General features: G+C 68.9%; 15 protein-coding genes. 12 read left to right on the plus strand and 3 right to left on the minus strand.

All coding sequences use genetic code 11. From position 1 onward, the window contains the following. The first annotated feature begins 32 nt into the window (after positions 1–32). The 11 genes from mmsA to AB0J93_RS10590 all read left to right on the plus strand — a co-directional run bounded on the left by mmsA (position 33) and on the right by AB0J93_RS10590 (position 15,638). Positions 33–1,580, plus strand: coding sequence for a multiple monosaccharide ABC transporter ATP-binding protein (gene mmsA, locus AB0J93_RS10540; RefSeq protein WP_363920359.1), 1,548 nt, complete (start codon positions 33–35; stop codon positions 1,578–1,580). After that, on the plus strand, positions 1,577–2,824 hold the full coding sequence (mmsB, locus tag AB0J93_RS10545) for a multiple monosaccharide ABC transporter permease (protein WP_363920361.1): 1,248 nt from the start codon (positions 1,577–1,579) through the stop codon (positions 2,822–2,824). The genes mmsA and mmsB overlap by 4 nt, the downstream gene beginning before the upstream one ends. Before the next feature lie 119 nt (positions 2,825–2,943). After that, the gene (locus AB0J93_RS10550; RefSeq protein WP_363920363.1) at positions 2,944–4,200 is read left to right on the plus strand and encodes an ROK family transcriptional regulator; all 1,257 of its coding nucleotides are present in this window, start codon (positions 2,944–2,946) and stop codon (positions 4,198–4,200) included. Positions 4,201–4,367: 167 nt separating this feature from the next. Next, on the plus strand, positions 4,368–6,038 hold the full coding sequence (gene araB / locus AB0J93_RS10555) for a ribulokinase (RefSeq protein ID WP_363920365.1): 1,671 nt from the start codon (positions 4,368–4,370) through the stop codon (positions 6,036–6,038). Further along, a complete protein-coding gene (locus AB0J93_RS10560; RefSeq protein WP_363920367.1) occupies positions 6,035–6,727 on the plus strand; it encodes an L-ribulose-5-phosphate 4-epimerase in 693 nt (230 codons plus the stop codon). The genes araB and AB0J93_RS10560 overlap by 4 nt, the downstream gene beginning before the upstream one ends. Before the next feature lie 131 nt (positions 6,728–6,858). Next, positions 6,859–7,857, plus strand: a complete 999-nt coding sequence (locus AB0J93_RS10565; protein ID WP_363920877.1) for an ABC transporter substrate-binding protein — start codon at positions 6,859–6,861, stop codon at positions 7,855–7,857. A 176-nt stretch (positions 7,858–8,033) separates the two neighbouring features. Further along, the gene (locus tag AB0J93_RS10570) at positions 8,034–9,575 is read left to right on the plus strand and encodes a sugar ABC transporter ATP-binding protein (RefSeq protein ID WP_363920369.1); all 1,542 of its coding nucleotides are present in this window, start codon (positions 8,034–8,036) and stop codon (positions 9,573–9,575) included. After that, positions 9,572–10,642, plus strand: a complete 1,071-nt coding sequence (locus tag AB0J93_RS10575) for an ABC transporter permease (protein ID WP_363920371.1) — start codon at positions 9,572–9,574, stop codon at positions 10,640–10,642. Before AB0J93_RS10570 ends, AB0J93_RS10575 begins: the two co-directional genes overlap by 4 nt. Next, on the plus strand, positions 10,639–11,628 hold the full coding sequence (gene yjfF, locus AB0J93_RS10580; RefSeq protein ID WP_363920373.1) for a galactofuranose ABC transporter, permease protein YjfF: 990 nt from the start codon (positions 10,639–10,641) through the stop codon (positions 11,626–11,628). The genes AB0J93_RS10575 and yjfF overlap by 4 nt, the downstream gene beginning before the upstream one ends. Before the next feature lie 27 nt (positions 11,629–11,655). Continuing rightward, positions 11,656–13,158, plus strand: coding sequence for an L-arabinose isomerase (gene araA / locus AB0J93_RS10585; RefSeq protein WP_363920375.1), 1,503 nt, complete (start codon positions 11,656–11,658; stop codon positions 13,156–13,158). Between the two features lie 383 nt (positions 13,159–13,541). Beyond that, positions 13,542–15,638, plus strand: coding sequence for an RICIN domain-containing protein (locus tag AB0J93_RS10590; protein WP_363920377.1), 2,097 nt, complete (start codon positions 13,542–13,544; stop codon positions 15,636–15,638). Positions 15,639–16,046: 408 nt separating this feature from the next. Here AB0J93_RS10590 and AB0J93_RS10595 read toward each other — a convergent pair whose 3' ends face one another. Further along, positions 16,047–17,843 carry a family 43 glycosylhydrolase gene (locus AB0J93_RS10595; protein WP_363920379.1) on the minus strand — a complete coding sequence of 599 codons (1,797 nt, stop codon included), beginning with the start codon at positions 17,841–17,843 and terminating at the stop codon, positions 16,047–16,049. Further along, positions 17,840–19,357, minus strand: coding sequence for a ricin-type beta-trefoil lectin domain protein (locus tag AB0J93_RS10600; protein ID WP_363920879.1), 1,518 nt, complete (start codon positions 19,355–19,357; stop codon positions 17,840–17,842). The genes AB0J93_RS10595 and AB0J93_RS10600 overlap by 4 nt, the downstream gene beginning before the upstream one ends. A 699-nt stretch (positions 19,358–20,056) precedes the next feature. Between AB0J93_RS10600 and AB0J93_RS10605 the strand changes: the two genes are divergently transcribed. Then, positions 20,057–21,046, plus strand: coding sequence for a LacI family DNA-binding transcriptional regulator (locus AB0J93_RS10605; RefSeq protein WP_363920881.1), 990 nt, complete (start codon positions 20,057–20,059; stop codon positions 21,044–21,046). A 120-nt stretch (positions 21,047–21,166) separates the two neighbouring features. On the opposite strand, the gene AB0J93_RS10610 is transcribed toward AB0J93_RS10605, so the two are convergent. Continuing rightward, positions 21,167–22,483 carry an endo-1,4-beta-xylanase gene (locus AB0J93_RS10610; protein ID WP_363920883.1) on the minus strand — a complete coding sequence of 439 codons (1,317 nt, stop codon included), beginning with the start codon at positions 22,481–22,483 and terminating at the stop codon, positions 21,167–21,169. Positions 22,484–22,613 lie beyond the last annotated feature (130 nt).

Genomic DNA, 22,613 nt, shown 5'->3' on the forward strand with positions numbered 1-22,613 from the left:
ACCGGACACCCACGACGACCTGGAGGCTCAGGATGGTGAACACGGACGACAACATCCTCGAGATGCGTCGCATCACCAAGACCTTCCCGGGCGTGGCCGCGCTCCAGGACGTGACACTCGCCGTACGCCGTGGGGAGATCCACGCCATCTGCGGTGAGAACGGCGCCGGAAAGTCCACCCTGATGAAGGTGCTCTCGGGCGTCTATCCGTCCGGCAGCTACGACGGCGAGATCCTCCTCGACGGCAAACCGGTGCACTTCAAGGGCATCCGGGACAGCGAGAGCCGGGGCATCGTCATCATCCACCAGGAACTCGCCCTGGTGCCGTACCTGTCGATCGCCGAGAACATCTTCCTCGGCAACGAGCAGCGCGGGCTCGGCGGGCTGATCGACTGGAACCGCACCAACGCCGAGGCGGCGAAACTGCTCGCCTCGGTGGGGCTGGCGGAGAACCCGGTCACGCCGGTGGTGCAGCTCGGCGTCGGCAAGCAGCAGCTGGTGGAGATCGCCAAGGCCATCTCCAAGAAGGTCCGGCTACTCATCCTCGACGAGCCGACCGCCGCGCTCAACGACGTCGACTCGGCCCACCTGCTCAACCTGATGCGCCGCCTGCGCGACGAGGGCATCACCTGCATCATGATCTCGCACAAGCTCAACGAGATCACCTCGATCGCCGACTCCACCACCGTGCTGCGGGACGGGCGGACGGTGGAACGGCTCGAGATGGCCGCCGGTGAGATGACCCAGGAGCGGATCATCCGGGGCATGGTCGGCCGCGACATCGACAGCTTCTACCCCGACCGGGTCTCCACGCCGGGGGAGGAGGTGCTGCGCATCGAGAACTGGTCGGTGCGGCACCCGACCCAGGACCGCCTGGTCGTCGACGGCGCGAACCTGGACGTTCGCGCCGGCGAGGTGGTCGGCATCGCCGGACTGATGGGCGCCGGGCGCACCGAGCTGGCGATGAGCGTCTTCGGGCGCTCGTACGGTCGGGACATCACCGGCCGGTTGTTCGTGCACGGCCGGGAGGTCAGGGCGCGCAGCGTCGCGGAGGCCATCCGCAACGGCATCGCGTACGCGACGGAGGACCGCAAGCGCTTCGGCTTGAACCTCATCGAGGACATCCGGCGCAACATCTCGGCCGCCGGATTGCGCCGGCTCGCCCGCCTGGGCTGGGTGCACGACAACGAGGAGATCAAGGTCGCCGAGACCAGTCGGCGCGACATGAACATCAAGGCGCCGAGCGTGATGTCGGTCGTGGGCAAGCTCTCCGGCGGCAACCAGCAGAAGGTCGTGCTGTCGAAGTGGCTGTTCACCGACCCGGAGGTGCTGATCCTGGACGAGCCGACCCGGGGTATCGACGTCGGGGCGAAGTTCGAGATCTACACGATCATCAACCGGTTGGTGGCCGACGGCAAGGCCGTCATCATGATCTCCTCCGAACTGCCGGAGCTGCTCGGCATGTGTGACCGCATCTACACGTTGTCGGCCGGGCGCATCACCGGCCAGGTGCCGGTCGCCGAGGCGACCCAGGAAAAGCTCATGGAACTCATGGCGAAGGACAAGGAAAGCGTCGGATGACCAGCACCAGGCCCTCCTCGGCGGAGAAGCAGTCGGCCGAGAGCGCTCCGGCCGCCGCACTGCACGTCGGCACCAGCGACCCCCGTGCGCTGATCATGAACAATCTGCGACAGAGCGGCATCTTCGTCGCCCTCGTCGTCATCGTCGCCCTGTTCGCGTTCCTGACCGACGGTCTCTCGCTGAGTCCGGGCAACATCACCAACATCGTCCTTCAGTACTCCTACATCCTGGTGCTCGCCATCGGCATGGTCATCGTGATCATCGGCGGGCACATCGATCTTTCGGTCGGTTCGGTGGTGGCGCTGACCGGCGCGGTCTCTGCCGTGGTGGTGATCCGGCAGGGACAACCATGGTGGGTCGGTGTGCTGGCCGCCCTGGCGGTGGGGCTCGCGGTCGGCGCCTGGCACGGCTTCTGGGTGGCGTACGTCGGCATTCCGGCCTTCATCGTGACCCTCGCCGGCATGCTGCTGTTCCGTGGCCTCACGCTACGGGTGCTGGACAACATCTCGCTGTCGCCGTTCCCCGCCGAGTACAACCGGATCGCGGCCGGATTCCTCAACGGACTCATCGGTGGCGACGGTTACGACGCCTTCACCCTGCTCATCGGCGGCATCGCGGTGGCCGGGTACGTGGTGAGTGGCTTCCGTACCCGGGCGGCCCGCGTCCGTTACCAGCAGCCCGTCGAGTCCTTCGCGTTGTTCGTCGCACGGATGGCGCTTGTCGGTGCCGTGGTCATGTGGTTCGCCTGGCAACTGGCCCACGCGCGTGGTCTGCCGATCGTGCTGATCATCCTGGCCGCCCTGGTGCTCGTCTACGGGCTGCTCACCCGGCGCACGGTCTTCGGTCGGCAGGTCTACGCGATCGGTGGCAATCTGTCCGCGGCGATGCTGTCGGGCGTGAAGGTCCGTACCGTGAACTTCTGGATCTTCGTGAACATGGGCTTCCTGTCCGCGGTGGCCGGCATCATCTTCTCCTCCCGCTCCAACGGTGCGCAGCCCGCGGCGGGCAACATGTTCGAACTCGACGCGATCGCCGCGGCGTTCATCGGCGGCGCGGCGGTCACCGGCGGCGTCGGTACCGTCGTCGGTGCCATGGTGGGCGGGCTCATCATGGCGGTGATGAGCAACGGGATGCAGCTGATGGGTGTGGACCAGTCGTTGCAGTCGGTGGTCAAGGGCCTGGTACTGCTGGTCGCCGTGGCCTTCGACGTCTACAACAAGCGCCGGGCCGGAACGAGCCGCTGAGCGAGGCGTCAGCTCCGGGCGCGGGCCGGGGCCGGGTCGGCGCTTGACGTCGGGTCAGGGTGTGGAAACACTTCCTCGGGTCAGCTCCGCGTCGCTCGGAGCTGACCCCGGAGGTCGGAGTGGTCCAGGAGGAGATTCGCCGGCGCAACGCCGGCGCGCTGCTGCGCCAGGTGCATCTCCGTGGCCCGCTGTCCCGGGCCGAGCTGGGCGAACGGATGGGCCTGAACCGCAGCACCATCATGGCGTTGACCACCGAGCTGAGCCGGCTCGGCCTCGTCGGTGAGGAGTCGCCGGTGGACACCGGCCGCGCCGGCCGTCCGTCACTTGTGGTGCGACCGGCGTCCGACCGCTGCTACGTCCTGGCCTTCGACGTCGCCGTGGACCGGTTGGTCGCCGCCCGGATCGGGCTCGGCGGGCGGATCCTGGACCGACGGGAGGCGGTGCGTCCACGCGCCGGGCCGGACCTGCACGACGTGGTCGCGGTCCTCGCCCGTTTCGGTCGTCAGCTGCACCGGGCGGCACCGGCGGGCGCCAACTGCGTGGGCGTGGGTGCGTCGTACTGCGGCATGATCCGGCCGGGCGACGGGATGGTGCGGTACGGGCCCGACCTGGGCTGGGTCGACCAGGCGTTCGGCGACGAACTCGGCCGCCGTCTCGGCCTCGGCCTGCCGGTGGCGGTGGGCAACGAGGCCCACCTCGGCGCGCAGGCGGAACAGCAGCGCGGCGCGGGAGTCGGCCTCGACGACCTCGTGTACCTGCACGGTGACGTCGGAGTCGGCGGCGGAATCATCGTCGGCGGGCGGCTGCTGGGTGGCGACAGCGGCTACGGCTGCGAGTTGGGGCATATGGTGGTCAATCCGTACGACGGCCGGCCCTGTGGTTGCGGCTCGTACGGCTGTCTGGAGGCGGAGGTCGGGGAGCGGGCCCTGCTCGACGCCGCCGGTCGGCCCGCCGAGCTGTTCGGGCGCGACGCCGTCCGGTCGGTGGCCGACGACGCCGACCGTGGGGATCCGCTGGCGCGGGAGGCGCTGCGCCGGATCGGCGACTGGCTCGGCATCGGGGTGGCGAATCTGATCAACCTGTTCAACCCGGGTCTGGTGGTCTTCGGCGGGATGCTGTGCGACCTGTACCCGGGCGCCGCCGCGCAGGTTCGCGGTCGCATCGCCCGTCACGTGCTGCCGGTGGCCCGGGAGACGGTACGGCTACGCACCGCGGCCCTCGGCGACGACGCCACCCTGGTCGGCGCGGCGGAACTCGGTTTCGCCCGACTGCTCGACGACCCGCTGGCGGTGCTGACGGCACCGGTGCCGCCGGGCGCCGGCGTGCCGTCGTCCGCGCCGCCGGTGCCGGGTTTCCGGCGGCGACAGGAGGTCTGAGCAGGGCGGTCGGTGCCGCAACTGCGGTCGAGGCGGTGGGACGGGGTAGCCGATCGGCGGGTGGGCCTGCGACCATGCAGTCCGTTACGGAGCTGTTGCCGGGAGGTGTCTTGACGACATCGGATGTGAGCGTTAACACTGAGGTCCGTCATCGGCCGGAGGTGAAGATGAGCGGTGTGGCAGCGGGCGACAAGTACGTCGTCGGCGTCGACTACGGCACCCTGTCGGGGCGGGCCCTGGTGGTCCGGGTCCGCGACGGTGCCGAGCTGGGGACCGCGGTGCACGAGTACCGCAACGCGGTGATCAGCTCAGCGCTGCCGGACGGGGGTACGCCGCTGCCGCCGGACTGGGCGTTGCAGGACCCGGAGGACTACCGCGAGGTGCTGCGCCACGCGGTGCCGGCGGCAGTGGCCGCCGCCGGAGTCGATCCGGGCGACGTCGTCGGCATCGGCATCGACTTCACCGCCTGCACCGTGCTGCCGACGCTGACCGACGGTACGCCGTTGTGTGAGGTGCCGGAGCTGCGTCAGCGGCCGCACGCCTGGGTGAAGCTCTGGAAGCACCACGCCGCCCAGCCGCACGCCGACCGGATCAACGCGTTGGCCCACGAACGTGGCGAGCCCTGGATCGGTCGCTACGGCGGCAAGATCTCCGCCGAGTGGCAGTTCGCCAAGGGCCTGCAGATCCTGGAGGAGGACCCGGAGGTCTACCACCGGGCCGAGCGGTTCATCGAGGCGGCCGACTGGATTGTCTGGCAGTTGTGCGGCGTCGAGACCCGCAACGTCTGCACCGCCGGTTACAAGGGCATCCGCCAGGACGGCAGCTATCCGTCGGCGGACTACCTCACCGCGCTCAACCCCGGTTTCGGTGACTTCGTGGCCAAACTGGACGGCCCGCTGATGCCCCTGGCCGAGCGGGCCGGCGGACTCACCGCCCGCGCCGCGGCCTGGACCGGGCTGCCGGAGGGGATCGCCGTCGCGGTCGGCAACGTCGACGCGCACGTGACCGCGGCCGCCGCCCAGGCGCTCGACCCGGGCCGACTGGTGGCGATCATGGGTACGTCGACCTGCCATGTGGTCAACGGCACCCATCCCGCGGAGGTTGCCGGGATGTGCGGGGTGGTCGACGGCGGCATCAGCTCCGGTGCGTGGGGCTACGAGGCGGGGCAGAGCGGCGTCGGCGACATCTTCGGCTGGTTCGTCAAGCACGCGGCCCCGGCGGGCGTCGACTCGCACGAGCGGCTCACCGAGCTGGCCGCCGCGCAGCCCGTCGGCGCGCACGGCCTGGTCGCCCTGGACTGGTGGAACGGCAACCGGTCGCTGCTTGTCAACCACGACCTCAGCGGGCTGATCGTCGGGCTGACCCTGGCCACCCGTCCGGAGGACATCTACCGGGCCCTGCTGGAGTCGACCGCGTACGGCACCAGGATGATCATCGAGGCGTTCGTCGAGGCCGGTGTGCCGGTCGACGACCTGGTGATCGCCGGTGGCCTCACCTCGAACGAACTGCTGATGCAGATCTACGCCGACGTCACCAACCGGCCGTTGGGCATCATCGGTTCCGCGCAGGGGCCGGCGCTCGGCTCGGCGATCCACGCCGCCGTGGCCGCGGGCGCCCACCCCTCGATCCAGGAAGCGTCGCGGGCGATGGGTCGGATAGCGGCGGCGGTCTACCAGCCGGACCCGGACCGGGTACGCGCGTACGACGCCCTCTACGCCGAGTACCGGGCGTTGCACGACCACTTCGGTCGCGGCGCCAACGACGTGATGCTGCGCCTGCGGGCGATCCGCAACGCGGCCGTGGAGTCGACGACCTCGCCGCAGGAGGTGTTCGCGTGAACGTCGAAGTGAGCCGACAGATCAGCGAGCTGCGCGAGAGCGTGGCCCGGCTGCACGGCGAGCTGACCCGGTACGGTCTGGTCGCCTGGACGGCCGGCAACGTCTCCGCCCGGGTGCCCGGTCACGACCTGATGGTGATCAAGCCGAGTGGCGTCGACTACGACGACCTGTCGGCCGACAACATGGTGCTCTGCGACCTCGACGGCGTGCCCGTCGAGGGGGAACTGTCGCCGTCGAGCGACACTGCGGCGCACGCCTACGTCTACCGCGCCATGCCCGAGGTGGGCGGCGTCGTGCACACCCACAGCACGTACGCCACCGCCTGGGCGGCGCGGGGCGAGTCGATCCCGTGCCACCTCACCGCGCAGGCCGACGAGTTCGGCGGGGAGATCCCGGTGGGCCCGTTCGCCCTGATCGGCGGCGACGACATCGGCAAGGGGATCGTCAGCACCCTCACCGGGCACCGTTCGCCCGCGGTGCTGATGCGCAACCACGGCGTCTTCACCATCGGGCGCAACGCCCGGGCCGCGGTCAAGGCCGCGGTGATGTGTGAGGACGTCGCCCGAACCGCGCACCTGGCGCGCGCGCTCGGGCAACCGGTGCCGATGGCGCAGGCCGACATCGACGCCCTCTACGACCGCTACCAGAACGTCTACGGCCAACGTTCTTCGCCTCCGGCGAACTCCTGACCGACCCGGTGATCCGGGTCGCCTGGCACCAACTGACGCACAGGATCCGCACCACCAGCGCCGGCTGCTCGTGTACTTCTGCGGCCGGCGTGGACAACCGCACCCCCACCCGAGGAGATCCGATGAGGAACATGCGAATGCCCATGGCGCGTCGGCGCGCCATCGCGGTCGTCGCCGCCGTGCTGCTCGCCGGCGGCGTGGCGGCCTGCGGCAACAGCGACACCGGCAGCGGCGGCGACGGCGGCGACGACGGCAAGCTCGTCCTGGGCTTCTCCCAGGTCGGCGCGGAGAGCGGCTGGCGTACGGCCAACACCAACTCCATCAAGGAGGCGGCGGCCGAGGCCGGCATCGAGCTGAAGTTCGACGACGCGCAGCAGAAGCAGGAAAACCAGATCAAGGCCATCCGCAACTACATCCAGCAGAAGGTCGACGTGATCGCCTTCTCGCCGGTGGTGGAGTCGGGCTGGGACACGGTGCTCAAGGAGGCCAAGGATGCCGGTATCCCGGTCATCCTGACCGACCGCGCGGTGGACTCCGCCGACAAGTCGCTCTACAAGACCTTCCTCGGCTCGGACTTCGTCAAGGAGGGCCGGCTCTCCGGTGAGTGGCTGGTGGAGAACAAGAAGGACGCCACCGGCGACGTGAACATCGTCGAGTTGCAGGGCACCACCGGCTCGGCCCCGGCCAACGACCGGAAGAAGGGCTTCGCCGAGGCGATCGCGGCCGACCCCAAGCTGAAGGTCATCGCTTCCCAGTCGGGTGACTTCACCCGGGCGGGCGGCAAGCAGGTGATGGAGCAGTTCCTGAAGGCTCACCCGAAGATCGATGTGCTCTTCGCGCACAACGACGACATGGGTCTGGGTGCGCTGGAGGCGATCACCGCGGCGGGCAAGGAGCCGGGTAAGGACATCACCATCATCACCATCGACGCGGTCAAGGACGGCATGCAGGCCCTGGCCGACGGCAAGTTCAACTTCATCGCGGAGTGCAGCCCGCTGCTCGGCCCACAGCTGATGGACCTGGCCAAGAAGGTGAAGGCCGGCGAGGAGGTGCCGCCGCGGATCGAGACCGAGGAGACCACCTTCACGCAGGAGCAGGCCAAGGAGGCCCTGCCCAACCGCAAGTACTGATGACGCACGGGGCCGCCGCACCGGTGGCGGCCCCGCCGCGTCGCCCATTCCCGACGGACTGGGCGTCCGGCCCGACGTCCCGTGTCACGCCGCCCGCCCGGCCCGCTGGCCGGCGGGCGGCGTGCCGGGGCAACTGGCCCTTCCGCATCGATGAAAATTAGAAGAGGATCGATGGGATGACGGATAGTCGTCCGGTCCTGACGATGACCGGGATCAGCAAGTCCTTTCCCGGGGTGCGCGCACTCCACAATGTCGACTTCCGGCTCCTTCCTGGCGAGGTGCACGCCCTGATGGGCGAGAACGGCGCCGGCAAGTCGACCCTGATCAAGGTGTTGACAGGCGTCTACGGCATCGACGAGGGCAGCGTCACCCTCGACGGCGAGCAGGTGGCCTTCAACGGACCGATGCAGGCCGCCGCGGCCGGCGTCAGCACGGTCTACCAGGAGGTCAATCTCTGCCCGAACCTGTCCGTGGCGGAGAACATCTTCATCGGCCGGGAGCCGCGCCGCTTCGGTGCCGTCCGCTGGGGCGAGGTGCGGCGGCGGGCCCGACAGCTGCTGACCCGCCTGGACCTCGACATCGACGTCACCGCGCCGGTGGCGAGTTACTCGCTGGCCGTGCAGCAGATGGTCGCGATCGCCCGGGCGATCGACGTGCAGGCCCGGGTGTTGATCCTGGACGAACCGACGTCCAGTCTGGACGCTGGCGAGGTCGCCCAACTGTTCCGGATCATGCGGCAGTTGCGTGACGAGGGCATCGCCATCCTCTTCGTGACCCACTTCCTCGATCAGGTCTACGGCATCGCCGACCGGATCACCGTGTTGCGCAACGGCACGTTGGTGGGGGAGTACCCGATCGACGAGCTGCCGCAGCTGGCGCTGGTGGAGAAGATGATCGGCAAGGAGCTCGACGTCCTCGAACGGATCGAGGAGCAGCCCCGGCCGGCGACGGCGGCGATCGAGAGCGGTGCCCCGTTCGTCCAGGTGTCGCAGCTCGGCCGCAGGGGTGCGGTCGCCCCGTTCAGCCTGACCATCCACGCCGGTGAGGTGGTCGGCCTGGCCGGGTTGCTCGGCTCGGGGCGTACCGAGGTGGCGCGGCTGTTGTTCGGTGCGGATCGGGCCGACCGTGGCGAGGTCCAGGTGGACGGCGCCCGAACGGGCCTGCGCAACCCGGTGCAGGCGATCGAGCAGGGCATCGGCTTCTGCTCGGAGAACCGTCGGGCGGAGGGGATCATCGGCGACCTGTCGGTCCGGGAGAACATGATCCTGGCCATGCAGGCCGCCCGCGGCTGGCTGCGCCCGATCCCACGTCGCCGCCAGGACGAGCTGGTCGACCGGTACATCAAGGCGTTGAGCATCCGTCCGGCCAACCCGGAGATGCCGGTGCGCAACCTCTCCGGCGGCAACCAGCAGAAGGTCCTGCTGGCCCGCTGGCTGATCACCGAGCCGCGACTGCTCATCCTCGACGAGCCGACCCGGGGCATCGACATCGGCGCGAAGGCCGAGATCCAGAAGCTGGTGGTGCAGCTCTCCGACGGTGGCATGGCGGTGCTGTTCATCTCCGCCGAACTGGAGGAGGTACTGCGCCTGAGCCACAAGATCGCGGTGATGCGCGACCGGGAACTGGTCGCCCAGCTCGACAACGACGACACTGTGGACGCCGACCGCGTCATGCAGACCATCGCCAGCGGAACCGAGCGTGAGGAGGCGAGCCGATGAGCGACGCCGGGAACCGCTTCCGTACCATGCTCGGCCACCGGCTGTTCTGGCCGGTCGCCGTGCTCGTGGTCATGTTGGCGGCCAACACCATCTACCGTCCGGGGTTCCTGGCCGTCGAGGTCAACAACGGGCACCTGTACGGGACCCCGATCGACATCCTGCGGTTGAGCGCCCCGCTGATCCTGGTCGCGCTCGGCATGACCCTGGTCATCTCCACCGGTGGCATCGACCTGTCGGTCGGCTCGCTCTGCGCGATCAGCGGCGCCATCGCCTGTCTCTACATCAGCCGGGCGCCCGACCAGAACAACCTGGTCACCGTGCTGACCGCGCTCGCGATGGCGCTCGGGGTCGCGCTGGCGCTCGGCGCCTGGAACGGAGTCCTGGTCTCCGTCATCGGCATCCAACCGATCATCGCCACGCTCATCCTGATGGTGGCCGGCCGGGGCCTCGCGCAGCTGATCGCCGAGGGTCAGATCATCACCATCAACTCCGGTCCGTACCGGGCGATCGGGCTGGGGCACCTGTTGACCCTGCCCTTGGCGATCTTCATCGCCCTGGCCGCGGCCCTTCTCGTCGCGGCATTCACCCGTCGTACCGCGCTCGGCATGATCGTCGAGTCGGTGGGCGGCAACCGGGAGGCCAGCCGGCTGGCGGGCATCCGGTCCGGTCGGGTCGTCTTCCTCGTCTACGTCGTGAGCGCCGCCTGCGCCGCGATCGCCGGGTTCATGATGACCGCCAACGTCTCCAGCGCCGACGGCAACAACACCGGCCTGTGGGTGGAACTGGACGCGATCCTCGCGGTCGTCATCGGCGGCACCTCGCTCGCCGGTGGCCGGTTCTACCTCGGCGGCACCATCCTCGGCGCCCTGATCATCCAGACCCTCACCACCACGGTGTACGCCATGAACATCTCACCCCAGACGGCGCTGCTGTTCAAAGCGGTCGTCGTCATCGCCGTCTGCCTGATCCAGGCCCCGGCCTTCCGGGCGAAGTTCGGCCGTCGACGGCCCGGGGCACCGCCGCCGCAGTCGTCGCCGCAGCGGCAGAAGGAGCAGGTGCCGGCATGAGCACGACGTCACTAACCACCGGCCCGAGTTGGGCCAAGCTGCCTCGGCGGCACATGCCGGTGCTGGCGACGTTGGCGCTGCTGCTGGTGATGTACGGCATCGGTGTGTCCCAGTACCGGGCGTTCTCCAACATCCAGGTAGTTTTCAACGTCTTCATCGATAACGGTTTCCTACTCGTCATCGCCGTCGGGATGACCTTCGTGATCCTCACCGGTGGCATCGACCTGTCGGTCGGCTCGGTGGCGGCGATGACCGCGATGGTCTCGGCCTGGTTGCTGCAGTCCGGGCTGCCCGCGTTGCTGGTGCTGGTGATCGCCCTGCTGATCGGGCCGACGCTCGGGTTCCTGATGGGCTGCGCGATCCACTTCTTCGACATCCAGCCCTTCATCGTCACCCTGGCCGGGATGTTCTTCGCCCGTGGCATGTGCACGTTCATCAGCAACGCGTCGATTCCGATCACCGACGGGTTCTGGACCACGATGTCGCAGTACCGGATCGGCGCCCCTCGGGGCAACTTCGTCTCGATCAGCGTGCTGGTGGCGTTCGCCGTGGTCCTGATCGCCGCGTACGTGCTGGCGTACACGCGACTGGGGCGCAACGTGTACGCGATCGGCGGCAACCCGCAGTCGGCACTGCTGATGGGGCTGCCGTTGGGTCGGACCCGGATCGCGGTCTACACCATCAGTGGCCTGTGCGCGGCGATCGGCGGGATCCTGCTGTCCTTCTACACGTTGTCCGGCGCCCCGCTGATCGCGATCGGGATGGAACTCGACGTGATCGCGGCCGTGGTCATCGGTGGCACGGTGCTCACCGGTGGCTCGGGGTACATCTTCGGCACGGTGCTCGGTGTGCTGGTACTCGGCGTGATCCAGACCTTGATCACCTTCGACGGCAGCCTCAACTCCTGGTGGACCAAGATCGTGATCGGAGGCCTGCTCTTCGCGTTCATCCTGCTCCAGCGCCTCATCGGCATCCGCTACAAGTGACCGCCCCTCTCGCGGAAGGCAACTCCCATGGCAACACACCCTGAACCCGAGGTCTGGTTCCTCACCGGAAGCCAGGCAATGTACGGCGAGGACACGCTCCGGCAGGTGGCCGACCAGTCCCGTCAGATCGCCGCGCTGCTCGACGAATCGCCGCACATCCCCGCCCGGGTGGTCTGGAAGCCGGTCCTGACCACAAGCGCCGACATCCTGCGGACCTGCCGGGATGCCGCGACGCAGGGGGCGGTCGGGGTGATCGCCTGGATGCACACCTTCTCACCGGCGAAGATGTGGATCTCGGGCCTGGACGCGTTGCAGACGCCGCTGCTGCACCTGCACACCCAGGCCAACGTCCTGCTGCCGTGGGACGAGATCGACATGGACTTCATGAACCTCAACCAGGCCGCGCACGGCGACCGGGAGTTCGGGTACATCCAGACCCGGCTCGGGGTGGCCCGCAAGACGGTCGCCGGGCACGTCTCGGACCCCCGCGTGGTCTCCCGCGTCGGGGCCTGGACCCGGGCGGCGATCGGTTGGTCGGCGATGCGTTCGCTGCGGCTGGCGCGCTTCGGCGACAACATGCGCGACGTGGCCGTCACCGAGGGGGACAAGGTCGAGGCGGAGCTGCGCTTCGGGGTCTCGGTCAACACGTACGGGGTCAACGACCTGGTGCGGGTGGTCGACGAGGTGGCCGAGGCGCAGATCGACGATCTGGTCAAGGAGTACGACGACACCTTCCGGGTCGCCGCCGAACTGCGACCCGGCGGTGAGCGGCACGATTCGCTGCGGTACGCCGCCCGGCTGGAACTGGGTCTGCGTACCTTCCTGGACGCCGGTGGCTTCCGCGCCTTCACCACCAACTTCGAGGACTTGGGCGGGCTGCGTCAACTGCCCGGCATCGCGGTGCAGCGACTCATGGCCGACGGCTACGGCTTCGGCGGTGAGGGGGACTGGAAGACCTCGGTGCTGGTGCACACCCTCAAGGCGATGGCCGCCGGCACCGAGGGCGGCACCTCGTTCATGGAGGACTACACCTACGACCTCACCCCGGGCGAGGAGTTGGTGCTCGGTGCCCACATGCTCGAGGTCTGCCCGTCGATCGCCGGTGACGTGCCGAACGTGGAGATCCATCCGCTGAGCATCGGTGGTCGGGAGGATCCGGTCCGGTTGGTCTTCGACGCCGCGCCGGGGCCGGCGGTGGTGCTCGGCCTGGCGGACATGGGCGAGCGTTTCCGGCTGGTGGCCAACGAGGTCGACGTGGTCTCTCCGCCGCATCCACTGCGCCGGTTGCCGGTTGCCCGGGCGGTCTGGCGGCCACGACCGCACCTGCCCGGTTCCGCCGAGGCGTGGATCACCGCTGGCGCTCCGCACCACACCGTGCTGTCCCAGGCGGTGGGGGTGGAGGAGTTGCACGACCTCGCTGAGATGAGCCGTACCGAACTCGTCGTCATCGACGCCGACACCGATCCCCGGCGGTTCGCCGACGAACTGCGCTGGAACCAGGCGTACTACCGGCTGGCCCGGGGGTTCTGACCACCATCCGACGCTGGCGTGGCGGACCGGCCGCAGCGGCCCCGTAGGCCACGCCAGCGACTGCCCGCGCCTGCGCGTGGCAGGGTCCCCGGCCGGTGCGCCACCCCGTCGGCCGGGGACCGCGAGCAGACTCCTGCGAGCCGTACGTGAGTCGTCGGTGTTACGTCTTGACGAAGCCCGTGTTATCGCTCACAGTCGTAGTGAAGACGGACGATATCTGTGGCCGTCCGGGACGCGCCACGTTGCTGTGAAGCTGGTGGTCACCTGATCTCTCCCTTGGGCAGAGCGGTCATGTTAGCGATCACACGCCGTACCGGAACAGCGACGGCGTAGGCCGCAGAGGGACCGTCCTGTTCGTTCTGCTCGCATCCTGAAGGAGAATCATGATTGCCAATGGTGAGGTCCCACGGACCGCGCCGGGCCGGCGCGGCTGGCTGTCGCGCGCGGCGGCCATCCTGGCGGCGATGGTGGTGGGCGGTTCCCTCGCCGCGGTGGCGCCATCGCCCGCCGCCGCGGCCACGGTCGACACCAACGCCTGGTACGTGCTGGTCAACCGCAACAGCGGCAAGGCGCTCGACGTCTACAACCAGGCCACGAACGACGGGGCGCGGATCACCCAGTGGTCCCGCAACGACGGGAACTGGCAGCAGTGGCAGTTCGTCGACTCCGGCGGCGGCTACTACCGGCTGCGCTCGCGGCACTCCGGCAAGGTGCTCGACGTGTACAACTTCTCCACGGCCAACGGTGCGTCGATCGTGCAGTGGAGCGACCACAACGGGACCAACCAGCAGTTCCGGCTGGCCGACTCGGCCGGTGGCTACGTCCGACTGATCAACCGCAACTCCAACAAGGTGTTGGAGGTGCAGAACGCCTCGACCGCCGACGGCGGCAACATCGTGCAGTACGACGACTGGGGCGGAGCCAACCAGCAGTGGCAACTCGTCCGTGTCGATGGCGGCGGTAACCCCACCGACCCGCCCCCCGGCGGCAGCTTCACCAACCCCGTCGTCTGGCAGGACTTCGCCGACGTCGAGGTCATCCGGGTCGGCGAGGTGTACTACATGACCGCCTCCACCATGCACTACTCGCCCGGTGCCCCGATCCTGCGCTCGTACGACCTGGTGAACTGGGAGTTCGCCGGGCACTCGGTACCCCGTCTGGACTTCGGCACCAAGTACGACCTGCCCGCCGGGCAACAGGCGTACGTGGAGGGCATCTGGGCCTCCACGCTGAACTACCGGCCGAGCAACCAGACCTACTACTGGGCCGGGTGCATCAACTTCGCCCAGACCCACATCTACACCGCGACGGCCGTCGACGGTACCTGGAGCCGGCACGCGACCCTGCCGCAGTGTTACTACGACGCCGGGATGCTGATCGACGACAACGACACCATGTACGTCGCGTACGGCAACGGCACCATCAGCGTGGCTCAGCTCTCCGCCGACGGGCGCAGTCAGGTCCGGGCCCAGCAGGTCTACCAGACCCCGTCGAGCATCGGCACCCTGGAGGGTGCGCGCTTCTACAAGCGCAACGGTGCCTACTACATCTGGCTGACCCGCCCGGCCAACGGCCAGTACGTGCTCAAGTCCACAAACGGCCCCTTCGGGCCGTACGAGCAGCGCCAGGTGCTGCTCAACATGCAGGGCCCGATCTCCGGCGGCGGGGTGCCCCACCAGGGCGGGCTGGTGCAGCTTCCGAACGGTTCCTGGTACTACATGGCGTTCACCGACGCGTACCCGGGCGGCCGGATGCCGACCCTCGCGCCGATCACCTGGACCGCGGACGGTTGGCCGCAGGTGCAGACGGTCAACGGGGCCTGGGGGGTCAACTACCCGAACCCGCTGCCGCTGCGTCCGGTCAAGCCGCTCACCGGCGTCGACACGTTCGCCGGCACCACCCTCGGCCCGCAGTACGAGTGGAACCACAACCCGGACAACAGTCGGTGGTCGGTGAACAACGGGCTTCGTCTACAGACCGCCACCGTGACCAACGACCTCTACCGGGCACGCAACACGATCACCCACCGCATCCAGGGGCCGACCTCGACCGGCACGGTCGAGATCGACTACTCGACGATGCGCGATGGCGACCGCGCCGGCCTGGCCATGCTGCGGGACGTCTCGGCGTGGATCGGCGTACGGCGGGACAACGGTGCCACCAGGGTGGTCATGACAAACGGGCTGAACATGAACAGCAACTGGGACACCAGCAGCACCGGCAGCGAGATCGCCAGCGCCGCGGTCTCCGGCGGACGGATCTGGCTGCGGGCCAACGCCGACATCCGACCCGGCACCGGCCGGCAGGCGCGTTTCTCGTACAGCACCGACGGGGTCACCTTCGTCCCGCTGGGCAACGCCCTGACGCTCAACAACAACTGGACGTTCTTCATGGGTTACCGGTTCGCCGTCTTCAACTACGCCACCCAGGCGCTGGGCGGAGCGGTGACGGTGCGCCGGTTCGAGTTGGCCACGCCGTGAGATAGCGGTGACCGGCCCGACCTGTACTTGTCGGGGCCGGTTGGTCACCCACAGGCTGGGGCCTGTCGTCTGCCCGCCGAGCGGACGACAGGCCCCTTCTCGTCCGGCCTCCACACCGCCTCGTTCAGCTCGCCACTGGACCGCTACCGGAGCCGGGGGTGCGGGCGTTCCCTGATCGGTGCCGGCAGGACGTGCCGGCACCGCTGTCCGGCAACGGCTGTTGCTGACGCGCGCAACCCACCTCGCGCCCTACGGACCCTCCGCCACCGCGTGGCGACGTGACCTACAGGACGTGCGCAACCCACCTCCGACCAGATTCCGGGGTAGGGCAATCCGGCCACCGGCGAGGACCGGAGACGCGGATGCCGGGTGGGAGGACCCACCCGGCATCCGTCCGCGCGCCTAGGATCAGGCGGCGCGGGACCACTGCATGCTTGACGCGGAGCTGCACGTCCGCTGCTCCAGGGCCGCGCCCTGAGCGGTGGAGCCGCCGGCCACGTTCAGGCACTTGTTGCTGTTGACGTTGACCAGCTGGTGGTAGCCGTCACCGGTCGACCGCCAGCTGAACACCTGGTTCAGTCCGTCGTGGCAGGTGTACTGGATGATCTGCGCCCCGTCGGCGGTGGAGACGTCGCGCACGTCGACGCACTTGCCGCTGTGCACGCTCTGGAGCCGTACGTTGCCGTTGCCGGCGTCGAGGAAACGCCACTGCTGCCAGGCGTTGCCGTTGCTGCTCCACTGGCCGATCACCGCGAGGTTGTCGAGGTTCGGCTGCTGGACGTCGACGACCTGTCCGCTGTTGCGATTGATGATCCGGTAGGCCGTGGGGGCGCTACCGCCACCGGCGAACTGCCACCAGTTGACGTTGAACAGGTTGCCGCTGCCGCCGGCGAAACGCAGGTAGAGATCGCGCGTACCGGTGGCTCCACTCACCCCGCAACTGGTGGTCGTCCAGTTCTGCCAGCCGCCGGTGCCGGCCACCGTGCAGGTGCCCACGAGCGGGCCGCTGGCGCTGTCCAGCCGTACCTCGATGCGGCCGCCGCTTGTTGCCGAGGCGACCCGCGCGGAGAAGGTGGTCGCTCCGGTGCCGAAGGCGACCCCCTTGACCTTGATGTGGTCGCCGTTCTCGATCCAGCCGACGTTCATGCCACCCTCGCTGGACGGCTCGGTCTCGATGCCGGACCCCCAGGCGATCGTCTCGGCCTCCTGGCGCACGTACGGGTTCAACGTGCCGACCTGTGGAGCCCCGGCGGTGGTCATGTTCATGGTGGGGATGGTTCCGTTGGAGTTGTAGGTGAACTTCTCCACGGCGACCGACCGGGTGTAGCCGCCACCGCCGGGCAGCGCACCGTTGTGGTAGAAGAAGTACGACCCACCGGCGAAGTCGATCACGCCGGGGTGGTTGGTGAAGCTGGAGCCCTGCCGGGGCATGACCGTTCCCCGGTACGTCCACGGGCCGGTCGGTCCGGGTGCCGTCGAGTAGCCGATGAACTCCGAGCAGCACTCCGCCGCGAACACGTTGTAGTAGAGCCCGTTGCGCTTGTAGACCCACGGCCCTTCCTCGTAGAGGGTGGGCCGGCTGGCGTTGCCGGTGCGGGTACCGAAGCCCGCGGTGGTCAGCGGGATCTGGGTGGGGCCGCCGGAAAACGAGATCATGTCGGAGTTGAGCCGGACATACCAGAGGTTCGGGTTGCCCCAGTACAGGTACGCCTGCCCGTCGTCGTCGATGAACGCGTGCGGATCGATCTCGCCGTTGCCGACGAGCGGACGGCCGAGTGCGTCGCGGAACGGCCCGGTCGGGCTGTCCGCGACCCCTACCCCGATGACCATCTGGCCGTTCGAGCGCTGCCGGACGGGTACGTACCAGTAGAACTTCCCGTTCCGGGCGATTACGTGCCCGGCCCACGCGTTGGCGTCCGCCCAGGCGAACGTGGCCAGGCTCATCGGGGTGCCGTGGTCGGTCCAGTTCACCATGTCGGCCGAGGAGAAGACCCGCCAGTCCCGCATGGTGAAGTAGGTGGAGCCGTCCTCGTCGTGGCCGGTGTAGAGGTACACCCGGCCGTTGTGCAGCATCGGCGCCGGGTCGGCGGTGTAGATGTGCTGGACGATCGGGTTGTCGGCCCGCGCGACGCCGGGTAGCAGGGCGATCGTGCAGGCCACGCTCGCGAGCACGGCGACGACGCGGCGGAGCGCCGCCGTGCTCATGCCCGGCTCCACCGCTGGTTGGCGTTGCCGTGGCAGGACCAGAGGATCACCGCGGTCCCGTTGGCCGTACCGGCGTTGTTCACGTCCAGACACAGCGACGGGAAGCGGCCGTTGCTCACCGTCCCGTTGCCGTTGAGCGTCCACTGCTGGTTGGTGCCGCCGTGGCAGTCCCAGACCTGCACCCGGGTGCCGTTGGTCGCGTTCGTCGGTACGTCCAGGCACTTGCCGAGGATCCGCAGCGTCTGGCCGTCCTGGGTGATCTGCTGGTTGGGGTTGCTGTGGCAGTCCCAGATCAGGGTCCCGGTGCCGTTTGCGGTGTTGGAGTTGTCGAGGTCGAGGCAGCGCCCGGCCGATTCGCTGCGCAGCCGGAAGGTGTTCGGCACCGGCGGATTGGTGGTGCCGCCGCCGCTGACCCGGTACACCACCGTGCCGTGTGCCGGAACGCTCGCGGAGATGGTCCCGGTGCTCGTGGAGGTGCCGTTGGTCCACGCGTTGAGCAACGTGAACGAGCTGCCGGTCTTGCCGATCGCCGCCGCCGTGGTGGAGATCGTCGTGGTGGAGCTGCCCTGGTTGAACAGGGCGACCGCGACGTCACCGTTGGCCAGGCGCTTGGCCAGGACCCGCCGGGTGCCGTCGTGGGAGACCTGGACGGCCTGGAGCCCCAACGTGTCCTGGTTGATCGCGACCAGGTTCTGGTTGCGCAGGATGTCAAGCGTCGCGGTGCTGGCCGAGCGCAGGTCGTTGCCCATCATCAGCGGCGCCGCCATTATCGCCCACAGCGCGAAGTGGCTGCGCATCTCGGTGTCGTTCATCCCGCCGTTGCCGACTTCCAACATGTCCGGGTCGTTGAATCCGCCCGGTCCGGCGTAGCCGGCCAGCGGCACGTTCACGTTGACGATGTTCTGGATGCCCATCGGGTAGCCGTTGGTCTGGCCACTGTCCCAGGTGTTGGTGATGTCCTCCGTGGTCCGCCAGAGGTTCGCCACGTCGCTCCAGTTGCGTTGCGGCCCGGTCTTCTCGTGGATGCTGTTCGAGTTGATGCTGTAGACGATCGGCCGACCGGTGGCCGCCAGTGCGTCGCGCATGATGCTGAACCGCGCCACCTGGTCGTTGATCGTGCCGGTGGGGGAGCACCAGTCGTACTTGAGGTAGTCCACGCCCCAGGCGGCGAACTGCCGGGCGTCCTGGTACTCGTGTCCGAGGCTGCCGGTCGCGCCCGGGAATGAGTTGAAGTACTGGGCGCAGGTCCGATCCAGCGGAACCTGGTAGATGCCGAACAGCAGGCCCCGGGAGTGCAGGTAGTCGCCGAGGGCCTTCATGCCGCTCGGGAACCGCTGCGGGTGGGCCTGGAGGTTGCCCTGCGCGTCCCGGTTCGGATCGAACCAGCAGTCGTCGACGACGACGTACTTGTATCCGAGGTCGCGCAGACCCTGGTTGACGATCGAGTCGGCCATCTGCCGGATGAGGGTCTCGTTGATGTTGCAGCCGAACGTGTTCCAGGTGTTCCAGCCCATCGGCGGGGTACGGGCGACGCCGTTGTTCAGCGCCTGTGCCGGCCTGGGGGAGATGACCCCGTCGGCGAAGCTCGCGGTGAGCGTCACCGCCAGGATGCCGAGGGCGGCGGTCAGCCACCTTCTTGCGCTACGCACGTTGAATTCCTCCTTGTCGGTGCGGTGATCGGTTCGGCCACCGGTAGCCGGTATCGCGGCGGTCGGCGCGGTGCGGCCGTGGAACTCTGCTGGCGTGCCGGGCACGCGCGTCGTCGTTCGGGACGCCGGTGTGCAGGGCCCGGATGGCGCCGGTCGTCACGCTGTTTCGGGCCTGCACGGCTCCCGCCGTGACGTGTCGGCAGGTGCCGTTCCGATGACAGGAATGTTATCGCTATCATCAATGCCTGTAAATTGTCTGTTGCTCGCCCAGCAGCCCCTCGGAGCGACACATCTGCGTCGGGCCGAACGGGGCGGAGGGAGGGTGTGACCGCTAACAGAAAGCAACGGAAGAAGCTGTGCGGCGGACGCGGACGGGCCGGCGGTCACCGGGGCGGCTGCTGGCGCTAGACTGTGCGTGATCTAGCGCTCTCCACCCGGACGGCACGGGCCGGCGTGGGCACCGCGCGAGGGGATTTTTGTACCTGAGCCGTGCCAGTCATCGCCGACGGGCTGCGGCGAGTGACTGGATTGCGGGGAGTTGAGATGGCCGTACGCGATCCTGCCATGACGGACGTGGCCCGCCTCGCCGGTGTTTCCCATCAGACGGTCTCGCGAGTGCTGAACGGGCACCCGAACGTACGCGAGCAGACCCGCCTGCGTGTCCAGGCGGCCATCGCCGAACTCGGCTACCGGCCGAACCGGGCGGCCCGCGCACTGGTCACCGGCCGGTCGCAGGTGATCGGGGTGGTCGCGCAGAACACCACCCTCTACGGTCCGGCCTCGCTGTTGGCCGCACTGGAGCAGACGGCTGCCGAGTCCGGTTTCGCGGTCAGCGTGGGCAGTGTGCGTGACCTCGACCATCGGTCGATCTCCGCGGTGGTCGAGCGGCACCTGGCCCACCGGGTCGCCGGCATCGTCGTGATCGCGCCGGTGGAGTCGGCCGGCGAGGCGCTGGAGCGCCTGCCCAAGGACGTGCCGCTGGTGACGGTGGACGGGGACCCGCACCGACCGATGCCGCTGGTGACGGTGGACCAGGCGGCCGGTGCCCGGGCCGCCACCCAGCACCTGCTCGACGCCGGCCATCGTACGGTCTGGCACGTTTCCGGTCCGTCGGACTGGTTCGACAGTGCCGGCCGCATCGAGGGTTGGCGGGAGGCGCTGACCTCGGCCGGCGCGGAGATCCCGCCGCTGGTGCCGGCGGACTGGTCCGCGGCGGCCGGCTACCGGTGCGGGCAGATGCTGGCCCGGATGCCCGACGTCACCGCGGTCTTCACCGCCAACGACCACCTGGCCCTCGGGGTGCTGCGGGCCCTGCACGAGCACGGCCGCCGGGTGCCGGACGACATCAGCGTGGTCGGCTTCGACGACGTGCCGGAGGCCGCCTACTTCATTCCGCCGCTGACCACCGTGCGGCCGGACTTCGGCGCGGTGGCCCAGGCGAGCCTGGAGATGCTGCTCACCCAGATCGAGTCGGTAAGCGGCGGTGCCCTGCGCCAGACCATCGCCCCGACCCTGGTGGCGCGCCGAAGCGTCGCCCCACCTCCCCGCCGCTGACCTCCTCCGACGAGTTGATCAAGAAGTTTGGTCGCGTCCAGCTCGACGCCCGACCAAAACTTCTTGATCAACGAGCACCCCTACCCCGGGCCGGGCCCGGGGTAGGGGTAGGGGGTGGGGTCAGGTTGCGGTGCAGGTGGGGGTGCCGGAGGGGCCGACGCCGGTGCCCTGGAAGCCGAACTCGGTGCTGCCGCCCGCGCCGACCTGGCCGTTGTAGCTCACGTTTCCGAAGTTCACCGTCCCGGTGCTGCCGCTGGCCTGCGCGTTCCAGGTGCCGGTGACCGCCGCGCCGCCAGGCAGCGTGATCCGCACGGTCCAGCCGCGGATCGCGGCGCTGCCGGCGGTGACCCGGACGGTGGCCACGAAGCCGCCGTTCCAGGAGTTCAGCGACACCGAGGCCGAGCAGGCACCGCCGCCCGGCGGAGGTGCGGTGGTGGTCGGCGGCGCGGTGGTCGGGTTCGGCCCGCTGACGCTGTTCAGCGCGTTGAGCACCGAGGTGTACGCGGGCTTCTTGTTGCCGTTGCCGTCGAACAGCAGCGGGTTGTCATCTCGCCAGGAGGCGGCGTCCCAGACACCCCAGACCGTGATCCCGGTGCAGCGCGTCACGGCCAGGCAGGCCCGGGTCACCCGCTCGTAGATGCTCGCCTGGTTGGCACCCTGGGCGACGTCCAGCTCGGTGATCTGCACGTCCACGCCGAGGTCGGCGAAGCGTTGCAGGTTGGCCTGGTAGTCGCTGGCGAGGGTGGTGCCGAGGTGGGACTGGAAGCCGACGCAGTCGATCGGGACGCCGCGTTGCTTGAAGTCGCGCACCATGTTGTAGATGCCTGTCGACTTCGCGTTGATGCCGTCGGTGTTGTAGTCGTTGTAGCAGAGCTTGGCGCCCGGGTCGGCCGCGCGGGCGGCGCGGAACGCGGCCTCGATCCAGTCGTTGCCGGTGCGTTGCAGGTTCGAGTCCCGCCGCGCGCCACTGCCACCGTCCGCGAACGCCTCGTTCACCACGTCCCACGAATGGATCTGCCCCCGGTAGTGGGTGGCTACCCGCGTGACGTGGTTGATCGCCGCGTTACGCAGCGCGGTACCGGACAGGTTCTGTGCCCAGCCGGGCTGTTGCGCGTGCCAGAGCAGGGTGTGGCCACGGACGGACATCCCGTTGGCCCGGGCGTGCGCGACCAGCCGGTCACCCGCGCTGAAGCTGAAGGAGTTCTGCTGGGGCTCGTTGGCGTACCACTTCATCTCGTTCTCGGCCACGATCGAGTTGAACTCACGATTGAGGATCGTGGCGTAGGCGGAGTTGGAGAGCTGGAACGAGTTGGTGGCGGCGCCGAAGTAGCGACCGCTCTGCGCCGCCGCCGCACCGAGGGTGCTGGCGGCGGCGTGCGCGGAGGGCGCGACCAGGGCGGTGGAGACGAGTAGCGCGGCACCGGCCGCGACGGACATCAGCACGGTACGCGGTCGGATGCCCACGACCCTGCCTCCGGTGGTTCTGGGTTTCATCGACGTGCCCTTTCGATGGTGGTGGTTCGGGGTGCCGCCGCGGATCAGCTTTCGACGGTCGTCGTCCCGGCCC

It is taken from the genome of Micromonospora sp. NPDC049374 (assembly GCF_040677165.1).
GTDB lineage: Bacteria > Actinomycetota > Actinomycetes > Mycobacteriales > Micromonosporaceae > Micromonospora.